Here is a 14,888-nt window from a genome sequence, read left to right on the forward strand (position 1 = left end):
GTCGCAAAGTTCGATCCACTTGCGACTAATTCCTATTATCGATTAATCTGGCTGGGCGCCATCGCGCGCGCTATGCAGAAAAACGGAAATTCCATTGCGAGAAATGAGTCGCGCGGGAACGGCACGAGGCAGGTCGATGCGTCATGAGAGTACAAGCAGATCGGAAGCGGGCTTCCTAATACCTGCCATTTCGGGCGATTTTTCCGTGTCAGACCTCGTCCGGGCCGCCGCCGAGCGCGCCGTCACGATCAGCCATGTCGCGCGACCCGATTCCCGGATCGATACGCCAGCCATGTCCGGCACCGTTTTTGGTGAGGAATTGCAGCCCGGGCTGCTTCTAACGGCGTACGACCTTGTCTACACCGCAGACAGCCAAATCGAGGTCGAAGTAGACCGCTCGATCTCATGTGCGATCATGCTTGCAGGGGAGGCCGCCGCGCTCGAGGTGGTGGGCTATCCTCCTGTCGTCTCGCTACCGCGGCGGGTCATCGTTGTCGGTTACGGCGATAGGCTGTCATGCAGTCGCCCCTGGCGAGCTATGCAGCATAATCGCGCTTTCGGTGTCACCCTGCGCCCGTGCTTTTTCGACCGGTTTGCCGATCTCGTCGACGACGGCGGACTCGACGTGCTGCGGTCCTATCTCGACCCGGGCCTGCATTCTTCGCTGTTGCCTCCGTCGCGCAAGCTGATTGATCTTGCGGAAAACACGCTCCGGCAACCCTATTCCGGGGCGCTCGGGGCCATTCACCGTGAAGCACAGGCGCTCGGGTTCATTCTCGAAACCGCGTCGATGCTCCAGGAAGAACAGCGACTGGTCGCACGGATCGGGCGGCGCCATTATGACCGCGTGGTCCATGCCCGCGCTATGCTCGACCACAATCTCGTCGATCCGCCAAAGCTTCTCGAACTTGCAAGGGAATTGGGGATAAACGTCACCACGCTCCAGGCCAATTTCAAGGCCGCATTCGGTACCACGGTCTTCGGTTATCTGCGGGCGCGGAGGCTGGAGATGGGGCGTATCCTCATCGTCGAGCACCGCGTGGGCGTCGCCGAGGCAGGATATCGGGTCGGCTTCACCAACCCCGCGGCCTTCACTGCGGCCTATCGTCGGCACTTCGGCCTTCCGCCATCGCTGGACCGGAAGGATGCTCGTATCTTGCCTCATTGAGGCGTCGACCATCACTTCTCAGGCCAACGACCGCGTTCTGGTGTCAAAATCTCCCAGGGCCGACCACCCTGCTGAAATTGTGCACAGTCCCCAGGAGTTTGGCAAACGATCGTGGGAGGAACGCTGATTATCTGTTTTCTGGGCGCTCCAGATATTCCGACGCATCGAACGGGAGTGCGGCTGACCCGGTTGGCTTGGGAATCGATCGTCTCGTTTGTCGTCAACGCGGAGAAAACTGCTCAACGAAAAGTTAGGAATCGAGATCAGGCGAAAAAGCGACCTGCCAAATCACCCGTCACGCGCACCAATTTCCGGGTTGAGCGGTCGAGGCAGCATAAGGTGCTCGTAACTTCCGCGCGCACGTCGCCTGGCTGCCCGATACGGAGTTCGAAGATGGCGCGGGGACCCGCATAATCTGCGACCCATAACTCGATGTCCACCCTTTCGGCCTCGAAGGTCGGGCGTCGGTAAGTGATCTCGTGCCGGAACGCTACCCAGACAATCCTCGCCAGATCTTCCGGTCGTGCAGTCTTCTGCCAGAAATGCGAAATCGCTTCCTGTACCCATCGCAGATAGACAGCGTTGTTCACGTGACCGAGCTCGTCGATCATGTCCGACGTTACGAGGATCTCATACCGGTGGCGTAATGCCCGACCATGATGCTGAGGGCTCATCAGCTTGGAGCGAACCCGCCCGCTCTGGCGGGCGCTGATAATGCCAACATCCGATGATGGCTGAAGCTGAAGTGCGCCATGATCATGTTCTCCTCGCTCAGCGGTGTCCGGCGCGCCGGGCTTGCCTTCGCCGCTTCCCTGCGGCGGGCAGTGCAAGCTTGACTCGCGATAACTCAGATATCATATGAAATCTGAAATTGAAAGGTCGGGAGAGGCAAGATGCAATTGGCGCGCGCCAAAACGCCGCGAGTCCGCCGGGTTGACAGCCAGGCCGCAACGCGTGCCCGCTTGCTCGATCTCGCCGAACAGATGGTTGTGAGCCAGTCGATACCCGGCCTTTCACTTCGCTCTCTCTGTGTCGCCGCCGGCTATACCCAAGGAGCTTTCTACTCGAACTTTGCGAGCAAAGACGCTCTCCTCCTCGTTCTTCTCGAGCGGCACATGGGTGAACAACATGCCAGCTTGGCGTCGGTGGCGGAAGCCGTGGCCGGAAGCAGTGTCGAGGGCACACTTGACGCACTTACCATATGGCTTCGGACCCTCGCCGCGCAGCGTGAATGGGCCGCACTCGCAACCGAATTGCGGCTTCATGCAAACAGGGACCCAACATTCGGAGAGAAATTCGAAGAGGCCGAGCAGCGTATGGTGGCCTTGTTCGAGGCGCTACTGACCGATCTCGCAAAGCGATTTTCTGTCGATCCGCCTGTGTGCGCAAGAGGCGCAGCCGAGGCGCTCCTTGACCTTTGGCGTGGCCTTGCCCTCCGGCGCCAAACGGCCGCGGCGCCCGAACTCACATTTGTGCGGACGCTGCGCGCCCTGATGGGTTTGGTTGATGGATGCTTCGCAGCAGGGGGCGCTTCCGTCGATACTGCGAGCGCCGAGGTGGCGACACTGCAAGGTCAAAGACGCGAAGGGAAGGTATAGACACGATGTCCAATGCGCGACGGCCAATTCCATCGCCGCCTGGCCTTCCCTTGGTGGGCCATCTGCACCAGATCGCGCGGGGAGGACTGATCGGCAGATTGCTTGAAGTCAGTCGCACTATGCCCGAGGGAATCTTCAAGATCCGCTTCGGCGACCGCGTTTCGCTATTTGTTACCGACCCTGACCTCGTTGCCGAACTCTCCGACGAAAAGCGGTTCCGCAAAATGCCGGGCCCGGCGTTGCAGGTGGTCCGCAAATTTGCCGGCGACGGTCTCTTCACCGCATTCAGCGACGAGCCGAACTGGGGCAAGGCGCACCGCATTCTCCTCCCCGCATTCAGTCAAAGCGCGATGCGCGGATATTTCGACATGATCGTCGATGTTTGCGACGAACTGGTCGCCAAATGGGAAAAGCTGGCCGGAACCGATGTACTCGTGGCCGACGACATGACGCGATTGACGCTCGATTCCATCGCGATCGCGGGTTTTGGCCACCGCTTCGACAGCTTTGGCCGCGACGAGCTTGACGACTTTCTCGTCGCGCTGGGCCGCGCGCTCGAAGAGGCGCTAAACATGATTACCCGGCTTCCTATCCAGCAGCGCTTTGCCCAGCGTGCGAGGGCCCGGTATGAAGCGGATATCGCCCAGATGAATTCACTGGTCGACGGCATTATCGCCGACCGACGCCGGCAACCGTCCGACGGCAAGGATCTGCTCAACCTGATGCTCAATGCGGTCGATCCGGAAACGGGGGAGGCGCTCGATGACCTCAACATCCGCTACCAGGTCCTCACGTTCCTGATCGCGGGGCATGAAACGACGTCCGGTATGTTGACTTTCGCCTTCAGCTATCTGCTCCGAAATCCGTCGGTCCTAGCCCAGGCTTATGCCGAGGTTGACCGTGTGTTGCCGGGCGACGCACGGGCCGATTATTCACAGGTCGCGCAGCTTAAGGTGATCGAGCGAATTCTCAAGGAGGCACTCCGGCTGTGGCCCACGGCCCCGGCATTTCAGGTCGCGCCGTTCGACGACGAGATCATTGGCCAAGAGTGGCATTTGCGCAAAGACCGGCCGGTCAACATTTTCACTCCCGGCCTGCACCGCAATCCACTCGCTTGGGCCGAGCCTGAAGAATTCGATATCGATCGCTGGCTTCCGGACGCCGAGGCTGCACGCCATGCCCATGCCTTCAAGCCGTTCGGCAATGGCGAACGGGCCTGTATCGGACGCCAATTTGCCATGGTCGAGGCGAAGATCGCCCTTGCAATGCTGCTGCGCCGGTTCGCGATCAGCGATCCGCACTCCTACAAGCTCCGGATCAAGGAAACATTGTCGATCAAGCCCGATGATTTCCGCATGCGTATCCGGCTTCGCGGAGCGCACGAACGAAATGCACCCGCGACCTTGAATCAGGCGGCGACCGAGGGAACTCTCGCCTCCATCACCGGCACTGGTCAGCGTTTCGTCGTCCTTTATGGTTCGTCACTCGGGACGGCGCGCGATGTTGCGGAAGAAATCGCCGAGCGCGCCGCGGCAGATGGATTTGATGTCTCGGTTCGACCCATGGACGACGCGCTGCAAAGCGGTGACCTGCCCGAAGATAAGCTGATCGTGATCGTCACCGCCACCTATAATGGCCGTGCTCCCGATTCAGCCAAAGAGGTCGAGAAGTCGCTGGACGCAGAGCTTTTCGTCGCGGACGACTGGGCGGGTGCGCGTTTTGCCGTGCTTGGTGTCGGCAATTCGCAGTGGCCGAATTATCAGGCTTTTCCGAAGCGGGTCGATGCGGCGCTCGAAGCCGCAGGTGCGACGAGGCTCGTGCCCCGTGCAGAAGCCGATGGCCAGGCGGATTTCGACGGCGCGGTCGGGACTTTCGTCCGCGACCTGTGGCAAGCGCTCGGAACTGCGAGCGCACCCACCGCTTCCGAGGCACAGCTGGCGCTTCGGCTGGTTGAACCCGGCGATCTTAGAGCGGCAGCGCTGCCCGAGCATGCGCAGCGTCTGGTCGTGGTGTCGAACACTGAACTCGTCCGGCCCGTCGACGGGCTTTGGGATTTCGTGAAAGAACCGCCACGGCCCTCGACACGGTTGATACGACTTCGCCTGCCCGAAGGGCAGACTTATCGCGCAGGAGACCATATCGCGGTCTATGCCCGAAACCGCCCGGATCTTGTCGAACGCGCCCTGACCCGGATGGCGCTCGATCCGGCCTTGCAGGTAGCAGTGGACGGGCAGGGTGGCCGCTTTCGTCATTTGCCGCTCGGCCGCACACTGACCGTTAGGCAGCTGCTTACCGACTTCGTCGAGCTGTCAGACCCGGCGCCAAAACGCGCGCTCGATGTTTTGGGAGGCGCGACACGTTGCCCGAAAACGCGTGCCGAGCTTGCTGTGCTCGCCAATGACTATGATGCCTCGGTGGCGGGAAAACGGCTGACCCTGCTTGATCTCTACGAGAGCCATCCGGCAATCGAGGCCGACCTGGCGCACCTCATCGAGTTGTCGGCCGCGATTGCGCCCCGCTTCTATTCGATTGCTTCAAGCCCCCTGGTTGCGCCTGATGTTGTGGACCTGATCGTCGGCACCACCGCGGCACCTGCTTGGTCGGGGCTGGGGGAGCACCGTGGCTTTGCGTCCGCATATATGGCGAGCGCGGAAGCTGGGGCCGAGGTGTTTGCTTACGTCCGTCAGCCGAACCCGCCGTTCGCGCCGCCGAGTGACCTTGCGGTTCCCATGATCCTCATCGGGCCCGGAACGGGCTTCGCGCCTTTGCGCGGCTTTCTGCAGGAGCGAGAGGCGCAGCGCATGGCGGGCGCGGCTATCGAATCAGTTCATCTATTCTTCGGCTGCCGCCACCCGGATCATGATTGGCTTTGCCGCGGCGAGATGGAGCGCTGGGAGACGACGGGACTCGCCTTCCTGCATCTCGCTTTCTCCGCAGTCGAAAGCCATCCCTGGCGTTTTGTTCAGGATGCCCTCTGGGCTAAGCAGGAGGTCGTCTGGGCGGCCCTCGAAGCTGGAGGGTATATATATTTGTGTGGAGACGGGCAGTTCATGGCACCCGCTGTCCGCGATACACTGATCCGCATCTGGATGCAGCAGGTCTGCGGTGAGCATGCGCAAGGCTCGGCATGGCTTGAGACCCTGATTGCACAAGGGCGTTTCCAGCAGGATGTCTTCGGCTTTGGCAAATAGAGTGGGAGTCTGGCAGGTCCGAAATCGCATCCGCGCCCTTTAGAGGTCGACTATAAATCTGAGCAGATCTCCGGCCGTCTTCGAAGCCCGCAGGCCAGCGCGCCGGGCGTCTCGATGCAGGTCTAAGCCATTGAGGAAACGCGCTGCGTGCGCTGTCTGCAACGTCAACACGCGCGACCCGCGAACGCAATCGCCCGCATGGTCTTAGCGAAGTTCGGCAACAGCAGTTCTGATCCAGTTCGAGAATTCACACGCGAGATGCCATCTATGTCCACTCACGACCGACGGCAGGATGAGGGTAGGAAATTCAACCGTCAGCTTTGCGCGGAAGCCGCTCCCTTCGTCGCGGAACTGGTGACGAACGCCCCCAATCGTCGTGCCATTCGGTGTTCGCGCCACACCCGCGACCTCTGACGGATAATCGGGGTCGGGTGTCGAGCGCAGAGTCGAAAGATCGGCGTAATCGATGAAGAAACGGGCAGCCATTGGCGACCCGCCATTCGTCTCGATCACTTCCTGCCGGCCTGCGGCATCGGTGGCAATAAGGTAATGCTCGGGCGCCGCCGCAACCATGACATCTTCACGGTTCCGATGCGCGAGTTCCTCAAACCAATTAGCGAACGCCGCCGCGGACCCTTCAGGCGACACAATCTCAATCACGCTATATCTGCGACCGCCGCGCGACAGCCACGCGACAAGCCGTGCATATTTATCCGAGACTGCAAGCTCGCGCCGAAGCAGCTTGCGGATGCCGGAATGCCCTAGCTTCAGCTTGCGGGCGCGCAGCTCTGCACGAAGCTCTGCAAGATCCATATGATTGGCCCGGAGGCCCAGTCTGCGGAGCGCCCTGCGAGCGCTATTTTGCTCCCACCTCGAGACTGCATCCTGTGATACGGCCTCGCCGTTGATGAAGACTTCAAGATCGATCGTCATTGGCTTGCCAGTCCCTCTGTCAATGCTATAAAAGCAACTATAGTTGCATTAGGTCCGAGAGGCAACCAATATGATAGCGTCGAGTGAGGCAAAGACAGGAGGGCCGCGTAGCCGACCGGGGGGCCGCTCGACAAAAGTGGTAACGGCGGTCCGCCAGGCTTTGTTCGATTTGCTGGCAGAGCGTGGACTGGACGGCGTCGAGATTCCGGAGATCGCGTTGCGCGCGGGCGTCAACCGGACGACGATATACCGCCGATGGCCTACGAAGGCCGCGCTTCTCCTGGCGCTCATGCTCGAAGAGATGCGGGTGAGGGTGCCAACGCCCAATACAGGTTGTTTCCAAACCGACTTGGAACAGATGTTAAAGGGTATCGCCAGCATATTGGCCGATCCCGCTATCCGCAGCATTTTCTTCTTTTTGTCCTCAAGGGTCGATCCAGAGGCCGCGCGCGTCAAATCCGCATTCTGGGAGCAGCGTTTTGCGGACAGTGGTGAAATCGTCACGCGTGCAGTTATGCGGGGTGAACTTCCCAAGGATGTTTCGCCGCGCGTGATTCTCGAGCTGGCAGCCGCGCCACTTCTGTACCGTATCCTCATTCTCGGGACGTCTGTTGACGATCGAACCATCCGACAAATGGCAGCTTGGGTCGCACGCCAGGATGTGAAGGGCTTCCCGCCGTTGCAAGCGGCCGACCTTCGCGGTTAGGTTGAGCCCCGCGGGGTGCGAAGAACGTGCGCAATGCCGACGAGCAGGTGCGGTCGGTTACAGTGCGACAAGGCGACGGGTCAAGCAAGCGAAGGATGTTACAATCCGCCTAGATCGCAGCCGCGCTCCTCCAATATCGGGCGAAGCGCGCGAAAGGCGGCCGGATGCCGATTGAGCGGAATCGTCGGATAGAGGTGGTGAATGATGTGATACTGCATGCCCGATGAGCCGATATTGCCAAAGAAGCTGCGGAAGGCACGCGTGTCCTTGTAGCGCCCGCGACCATCCATCGGCCGATGCGGCGCCCAGCTGAGGTAGAAGTTGATATAGACCAAGCCGATTTTCAGCGGCAGCCACCAAAGCAGCAGCGCCTCAAGCGCATGTCCGCTCCATGCCAACGCGGCGAGGATTGAATATTGTCCGACCTTCGCTACCATCGCGTGAAGCGTGGCGGTCTTGGCGGCGGACGTCCCGAGCCTCTGCAATGCCATGCCGTAGCGGTCGTGGCGTGGCTGCCCTTTTACAAGCGCTCTGCCGATTGCGGCCCAGCCGCTGTTTGCAGCCATCGGAATGTCAGGATCGAGCAGCGGGTCGTTCGTGTGCCGATGATGTTCGAAATGGGTCACCCTGAGAACAGTAAGGGGGGCGAACATGGGAATCAGCGCGTACCAGCCGATAAACTCGTTGAACCAGTGCCAGCGCGATCCTTCCGGCACGATGATGTGATGCTGGGCTTCGTGCGATGGCAGATAGGCTGCGGTCATGTTGATCGTTGCGATCAGAAATCCCGCCCATAGGGGCAGGGCGCCCGTCATGACCAGCGGCCACAACGCGAGCCACAGGCTTGTGTTGACTAGGGGCCAGATCACCATGATCCAGGGAAAACCGCCGATGAATTGTTCGGCGATCGCCTTTTCGCGAGCCCTCAGGCCCGGTGTATTTGTTTCCGTCACCATAGCCATGTCCTCCGCTGACGCGCGATCACACCCAATATGATGCCGATAAGAAGCCCAAACTGGATGGAGCTGAGGCCGGCCGGTGCATCGAGACCGCCCGCCGTGATAGCAGCAGCGATGACGGGCGCCAGAAACCCGATCCCAAACAGGATCGGTCCAAGGCTGAAGAGAAAGCCGACGATCCGCATTCGTTACTCCTTCATCGCGCTAACGCTGCTATTCGGCGCGTCTGAATATCTCATCATGTCGCGCGCGCAATCAGCGGCTGATCCAATAGGTCATTCGCTCGATTGAGGCCACTCCGGCGAACACCTTCTTCCAGCGCTTGGACACCGAAAGCCTGCACCGGCCCCAAGGCACCTGTTCCGGTAATCCCCCCTGCGGCTTGGATCGAAGCCCACGCTAGAAAGTTCGCGGTGAAGCTGAAACCATCGACTCCCGTGAGGGTAGTTGTTTGCAAAAGTTCATCGCTATCGGACCAGCCCCGTGCAATGACGCTGGTTGAGCCGGGTGAAAGGTCTACTGGCTTGATGCAGGCCCCACAAAGTCGGCCTCAACCAATTGCAGCGTCGCCGGTGTGATAGTACCGACTGCGGTCGCCAGCGCTAGGCGCGCATATTCATATTCGATCAGCGCATCGTTGAGGTTGCGCTCGATCTCCAGGGTTTGCGCTTGTGCGGCCAAAACATCGCTTTGCGTACGGACCCCGACTTCTCGTCCGGTAATTGCGGCTTTTTCCTGAAGCCTGGCAGATGAAAGCGCCGTGCGCAGTGCTGCGATCTGCTGGAGGGCGCTGGATTGCGCCAACCAGGCTTCCTGCACCTGAAGGCGCACATCGCGCCGAGCAGCATCGACCTGATAGCCAACACCCCGCGCTTCCGCCTGGGACTGCCGCCGCTGCGCCTCCAACCCGCCGCCGGTGTAGAGCGGAGCTTTCAATTGCAGCCCAACCATGAACCCACCAACGCGATCGGGCGTCGAAATCACGCCCAACAGCGGCGGCTGATTCCCACCGCGCCAAAATTCACCTGCTGCGCCGATCGCGGAGACCCTGACCTGATTGCGCCACCGATATTGGTCGGCCCCGGCCCCGGCGGCGTCCAGTCGATACTGTCCGGCTAGAATTGCGGGCGATTGCGCTTCGGCTTCTTGTTGAAGGTCGCCGAGCGCTCGGTCTGGCGGCACAGGCTGCAAATCGGACCGAACGCGCCACAAATCGTCTGCTGAAACTCCAGTAAGCTCTGCGAACCGCGCGCCGACGATCTCCCGTTGCGCACGCGCCCCGACGATCTGCGCGGCTAAGCTGTCGGCTCGCGTCTGGGCTTCACGGACATCGGTGATCTTGGCACGTCCAGCATCGAACCGGGCCTGCGCGGCTCGCTGTTCATATCGCGCGGATTGCTCCTGCGCTATCAGACTCGTCAATGCGTTGTCGGCTTTCAGCACGTCGAAATAAGCGCGACTAACGCGGAGCGCGAGCTGCTGGCGACTCGCTTCATATTGCACCTGCCCAGCCCTCGTGCCGGCGCGCAACTGCCGTCGTTGCGCCCCAGCCTTGCCGTCGATCAGCGGTTGTTCCGCCTGTAGTAATACACTGCCGCTGACGCCATCGACGGAGCTAGGAATGTTCACGCCGGTCACTGCGGCGTTGGAAGAGATCCGGCTGTACCCGCCGTTGGCTTGCGCTTCTACTTTCGGCCGGAACAGGGATTTGGCCAACGCATCATTCTCGTCGGATGCTTCGCGGCTGGCCTTCGCCGCTGCAAGATCTGGGTCGTGGTCCAGCGCCGCCTGAAAGGCGCCAGAAAGGCTCTGGGCTGCCGCCGAGCCAGGCAAGACAACGAAGCCCATCAGCGCAAATGCGGGCCAGGCGCTCCACCGATCACGCATGGGCGTTCTCCGTTTCGATCTTTGGCCCTTTGGCCCCGTAAGCGGCGGCATAGACAGCGGGCAGGAAAATGAGGGTGAGCAGGGTCGCGACCATCAACCCGCCCATGATCGACCAGGCCATCGGTCCCCAGAAAATGGAACGGGTCAGCGGGATCATCGCGAGGATGGCGGCAAGTGCCGTCAGCATGATCGGGCGAACGCGATGTGCGGCGGCCTCGACAATGGCATCGCGCAGGTCGGCCCCGGCGGCCTCAAGCGCGTCGATTTGCGAAACGAGAATGACCGAGTTTCGAATAACCATGCCGAACAACGCGAGACCGCCGAGCATCGCGACGAAGCCAAACGGAATCCGAAAAATGCTCAGGATCAGAGCAACGCCGATCAGCGCGAGCGGCCCGGTTATCAGGACCAGCCACATCTTCTTGATGCTTTGCAGCTGCAGAACGAGCAGAAAGAGGATCAATATCATCGCCACGGGTAGTTGGGACAGAACCGAGCTTTGCGATGAGGCACTCTCCTCGATCGTTCCTCCCAATGTCAGGCTCGCATTGCCTGGCAAACTGGCCCGAATTTTGTCGAGATCGCCTGCCATTTTCTGCGCGACGTCCGCAGGTTGAGCGCCCGCGACATCGGCCTGCAACGTAATTGTCGGCATGCTCGAACGACGATTGAGTTCGGCTTGCTCAAAGGACGGTAGCAGCCGCGCAACCTGGGTTAGCGGCACAGTGCGGCCGGACGCCGTCGGTATGTTGATCTGCGACAGTCGGTCGAGCCGTTTGCGCGTCGCTTCTTCGGAGCGGGCGATCACGTCCAGCGCCTTGTCGCCGTCACGGTAGCGCGTCATCGGAGCGCCTTCGAGCGCTCCTTCAAGCGCATTGTTGATAACCAGCGACGTAATGCCCAGCGCGCGCGCTTTGTCTTGATCGACCTCCACCCGGACCGTTTTCAGGAAATCGCCGTAATCCTTGTTGATGTCCCGCAATTGGGGCTCCGCGCGCATCAGCGTTTCCAGCCGATCCGCTGCGGGAGCGATGTCCGCAAAGTCTGTACCTGTCAGGCGAATCTTGAAAGGCTGGCCGACCGGTGGCCCTAGTTCGAGCGGACTCACTCTTCCTCTTACTTCAGGAAAGCGATTGGCGAGGAGATCCTCAACGACGCCTTGCACGCGCTCGCGCTCTTCCTCACCCTTGGTCTGAATGACCAGTTGGGCGAGTGCGAGACTTGGTGTCTGGATGTCGAATGAGAGGTAGAAGCGCGGGGTGCCGCCACCGACATAGGTTGTAATCGAGTTGATGTCCTTGTTTGCAGCAAGGAGCCGCTCCATCCTCTGGCTCACCTCCATCGTTTGCGCGAACGACGTATTTTGCGAGGGACGCAGGTCGACGATGAGTTCGGATCGGTCGGACGTCGGGAAGAATTGCTTCGGCACCGCGAGCGCGAATAGGCCGAGAGCGAGCACAAACATCGCAACGGTCACAAGAAGAACCAGGACGCGATGATCGAGCGCCCAGGACACGATGTCTCTGAATCTCTGGTAGAATGGGCTGTCGTAGGATTCGTGACCGTGCCCGTTTTGCTTATCATTGCCCGCGGTCGATAGACCTTGCTCGGGTAGGATGCGGTTGGCGATAAACGGGGTAACCAGGACGGCGACGATCCACGAAAATCCAAGTGAAATCGCAACCACCTGAAATATGGCACGGGAATACTCGCCTGCGGACGACGGTGCCATTTCGATCGGAAGAAAGCCCAACATGGTGATGATCGTCCCGATCAACATTGGCTGCGCCGTCACCACGTAGGCTGACACCACTGCCTTGGTCCGCTCCCAGCCTTCGTGGAGATGCGCGTCGATCTGTTCCACGACGATGATCGCATCATCCACCAGCAGACCCAGCGCGATGATCAGTGCGCCGAGCGACACGCGGTGCAGGGGGATTCCGATTGCCAACATCGCCGTAAAGGTCAGCGCGAGGACTACCGGGATCGAGAAGGCGACAACGAGCCCCGGTCGCCAACCAAGCGAGACCAAGCTGACCGCGAGCACGATCGCGACCGCTTCGAACAATGATTTCGTGAATTCGCCGATCGAATGTTTGACAACTTCGGGTTGGTTGGAAACCGTACCGAGATCGACGCCAAGCGGCAATTCCGACTTGAAGGCATCGATTAGCGCGTCGCTATCTTTGCCCAAGCGCGTGATGTTGCCGCCTTTGCGCAACGACACCATCACACCAACCGCATCGTGGCCGTTGAAACGCATCCGAAATGTCGGAGGATCGGCAAGCGTTCGCCGAACATTCGCTAAATCGCCTAGCCGCAGGCTTTGTCCGTTGGACGCGATCCCGATCTTGCGAATTGCATCCACGCTGTCGAAGGTCCCTGTTACGTTGATGCGAACGCGTTCGGCCCCGGCATCGACGACGCCGGCGGAACTGACCGTATTCGTGTCCCTGATCGCAGCAACGATTGTTCGCGGATCGATCCCAAGCGTGGCGATTTTGGCAACGCTATATTCGACATAAATCCGCTCTTCCGGTGCGCCCTCCAATTCGATGCGGCCGATGTCGGGCAATTGACGAAACCGGTCGCGGAGCTTTTCGGCAAAATCGTTCAGCTGCGGCAAAGTGTATCCGCTGCCGGTCAGAGCGTAGATATTGCCATAGGTGTCCCCGAAATCGTCATTGAATTGCGGCCCCTGTAGTCCCGATGGAAGCTGGTTCGCGACGTCCGACACCCGCTGCCGAACCTTGGTCCACACCGCCGGCACGTCGCTTCCCGCGACCGATTCTCGCAGCTTGACGTTGATGATCATCCGGCCGGGCTGGACGTTGGTTTTCATGTAGTCGACTTCGGGCAGCGAGAAGATCGCCCGTTCGATCGGCTCGGCGGCTTGATCGGCCATTTCTTTGGCACTCGCGCCGGGCCACGCCGCTGAAACCAGCATGTTCTTGATCGTGAAATCGGGGTCTTCCTGGCGACCGAGCGACATATAGGAATAAACGCCGACTATCGCCGCCAGCGCGATCAGGAAGCGCATCACCGAGGGATGTTCGAGCGCCCAGGAAGAAAGATTGGGACCTCTCACTGATCGGCTTTCGCGGTGCTGGGCAATATTCTGACCTTCTGCCCTGCCTTCAACAGATGCGCGCCTGCACTCGCAATGCGATCGCCGGGTCGCAAGCCAGTGGTAATCAGGACGAAATTGTCCTGGACCGAGCTAATTTCCACCCGACGCGGGCGCACAATTGCCGGTGTCCCCGATACGATCCAGACCACGCTGACACCCTGGTCGCGCGTCACGGCGGCAAGAGGCACCCGATATCTGGGCGCGCTGGCACTCTGTTCGGCGAGCACCTCGGCCGTATTCCCGATTGCAACAGCGCCCGAAGGGGCAGTAAAGGCGATCCGAGCCTCGAACGTCCTCGTCTGCGGGCTAGCTGCGGCGGCAATGGTTCGGATATATCCAGGGTACGTCACACCGGGCGAGGCCCAGCTCCGAACGCTGAGGCTGGAGGAGCGGAACCGCTCCACTTCGCCTTCTGGGATAGCGACGGATACCTCAATGGAACCCGGCTCTTCGACTGTGACAATGGGCTGTCCGGCAGCGACGACCTCTCCGACATCGCCACTGACCGCCGTCACCACGCCGGCCCGCTCGGCACGCAAAACGGTATAGGACAATTGTTGTTGAACGCTGGTCTGCGTTTCCTGTGTCGACCGGAGTTGCGCCTGCGCACCGGCGGTCGCGGCTCTTGTCTGATCGAATTCGGCGGGCGAGATAAAGCCTTCCGCGAGCAGTGCGCGCGCTCTTGCAAGATCGGCGATCTGCGCATTCGCGCGGGTGGCGGCAGCGGCGGATTGTGCTTGCGCGCTCCGCACGTTGACCTCAACATCGCGCGGATCGAGCCGCGCCAGGATTTGTCCCTGGGAAACTCTCTGCCCGATTTCGACGGAGCGCGCGGTAATCATTCCGGAAAGACGGAAACCGTAACTTCCGGAGTAGCGCGAAACCACGGGTCCAGAGTAAATTGCCGATGTATCGGCCGATCCGGGCGCGACGACCATCGTTTCCACGCCGCGTGGCACCTCGATAGATGCCTCGTTCCCACCACAGCCAGCAACCAGCAGGATCGGCAGCCATATCAGGCATCGGCCTGTGCTATTTCTCACGCTGCACCCCCTTTTCCTTCACGCCGCAGACGGCTCCGCCGACGATCCGCATGCGTTACTCCTTCACCGGCTACCGCTACTAATCAGCGCGTTGGATGAACGCCTATCACGTCGCGCTTGCAATTCGACACCGAAAGCTTGCGCCGAACCAAAGGCCCCCGTTCCGGCAATCCCCCCCGGCGGGTTGAATCGAAGCCCAGGCCAAAAAAATGCGCTTCACCCGCTCCTCGAACCAAAGCATCAGCGCTGAGTGGGCTGATGACGCAGCCACGC

The 14,888-nt window shown here is 60.5% G+C and carries 11 protein-coding genes; 4 read left to right on the top strand and 7 right to left on the bottom strand.

Going from position 1 to position 14,888, the window contains the following annotated elements:
• Window positions 1–205: 205 nt before the first annotated feature.
• Window positions 206–1,168 carry a helix-turn-helix transcriptional regulator gene (locus ATE70_RS24055; RefSeq protein ID WP_058799786.1) on the top strand — a complete coding sequence of 321 codons (963 nt, stop codon included), beginning with the start codon at window positions 206–208 and terminating at the stop codon, window positions 1,166–1,168.
• Between the two features lie 263 nt (window positions 1,169–1,431).
• On the opposite strand, the gene ATE70_RS25085 is transcribed toward ATE70_RS24055, so the two are convergent.
• Entirely contained in the window at window positions 1,432–1,779 is a 348-nt protein-coding gene (locus ATE70_RS25085) for an acyl-CoA thioesterase (protein ID WP_058536419.1), read from the bottom strand.
• 282 nt (window positions 1,780–2,061) lie between these two features.
• Between ATE70_RS25085 and ATE70_RS02855 the strand changes: the two genes are divergently transcribed.
• Window positions 2,062–2,766, top strand: a complete 705-nt coding sequence (locus ATE70_RS02855) for a TetR/AcrR family transcriptional regulator (RefSeq protein WP_058536420.1) — start codon at window positions 2,062–2,064, stop codon at window positions 2,764–2,766.
• Between the two features lie 5 nt (window positions 2,767–2,771).
• The gene (locus ATE70_RS02860) at window positions 2,772–5,957 is read left to right on the top strand and encodes a bifunctional cytochrome P450/NADPH--P450 reductase (RefSeq protein WP_058536421.1); all 3,186 of its coding nucleotides are present in this window, start codon (window positions 2,772–2,774) and stop codon (window positions 5,955–5,957) included.
• 204 nt (window positions 5,958–6,161) lie between these two features.
• Here ATE70_RS02860 and ATE70_RS02865 read toward each other — a convergent pair whose 3' ends face one another.
• Window positions 6,162–6,890 carry a hypothetical protein gene (locus ATE70_RS02865; RefSeq protein WP_058536422.1) on the bottom strand — a complete coding sequence of 243 codons (729 nt, stop codon included), beginning with the start codon at window positions 6,888–6,890 and terminating at the stop codon, window positions 6,162–6,164.
• A gap of 160 nt (window positions 6,891–7,050) precedes the next feature.
• On the opposite strand from ATE70_RS02865, the gene ATE70_RS02870 reads away from it, so the two are divergent.
• Complete coding sequence (locus tag ATE70_RS02870) at window positions 7,051–7,596, top strand: TetR/AcrR family transcriptional regulator (protein ID WP_058814526.1); 546 nt, start codon at window positions 7,051–7,053, stop codon at window positions 7,594–7,596.
• Between the two features lie 98 nt (window positions 7,597–7,694).
• Here ATE70_RS02870 and ATE70_RS02875 read toward each other — a convergent pair whose 3' ends face one another.
• The 5 genes from ATE70_RS02875 to ATE70_RS02895 form a co-directional block, all read right to left on the bottom strand.
• Window positions 7,695–8,552 (bottom strand): fatty acid desaturase, encoded by an 858-nt coding sequence (locus ATE70_RS02875; protein WP_197411358.1) that lies wholly within the window; start codon window positions 8,550–8,552, stop codon window positions 7,695–7,697.
• Window positions 8,546–8,740: a hypothetical protein gene (locus ATE70_RS02880; protein WP_058536425.1), complete on the bottom strand. Its 195-nt coding sequence runs from the start codon at window positions 8,738–8,740 to the stop codon at window positions 8,546–8,548. Before ATE70_RS02880 ends, ATE70_RS02875 begins: the two co-directional genes overlap by 7 nt.
• Before the next feature lie 331 nt (window positions 8,741–9,071).
• Complete coding sequence (locus ATE70_RS02885) at window positions 9,072–10,442, bottom strand: TolC family protein (RefSeq protein WP_058536426.1); 1,371 nt, start codon at window positions 10,440–10,442, stop codon at window positions 9,072–9,074.
• The gene (locus ATE70_RS02890; protein WP_058536427.1) at window positions 10,435–13,530 is read right to left on the bottom strand and encodes an efflux RND transporter permease subunit; all 3,096 of its coding nucleotides are present in this window, start codon (window positions 13,528–13,530) and stop codon (window positions 10,435–10,437) included. Before ATE70_RS02890 ends, ATE70_RS02885 begins: the two co-directional genes overlap by 8 nt.
• On the bottom strand, window positions 13,527–14,615 hold the full coding sequence (locus ATE70_RS02895; protein ID WP_156419611.1) for an efflux RND transporter periplasmic adaptor subunit: 1,089 nt from the start codon (window positions 14,613–14,615) through the stop codon (window positions 13,527–13,529). The genes ATE70_RS02890 and ATE70_RS02895 overlap by 4 nt, the downstream gene beginning before the upstream one ends.
• Window positions 14,616–14,888 lie beyond the last annotated feature (273 nt).

Origin of the sequence: Sphingopyxis sp. H053 (assembly GCF_001468225.1) — a bacterium.
Taxonomy (GTDB): domain Bacteria; phylum Pseudomonadota; class Alphaproteobacteria; order Sphingomonadales; family Sphingomonadaceae; genus Sphingopyxis.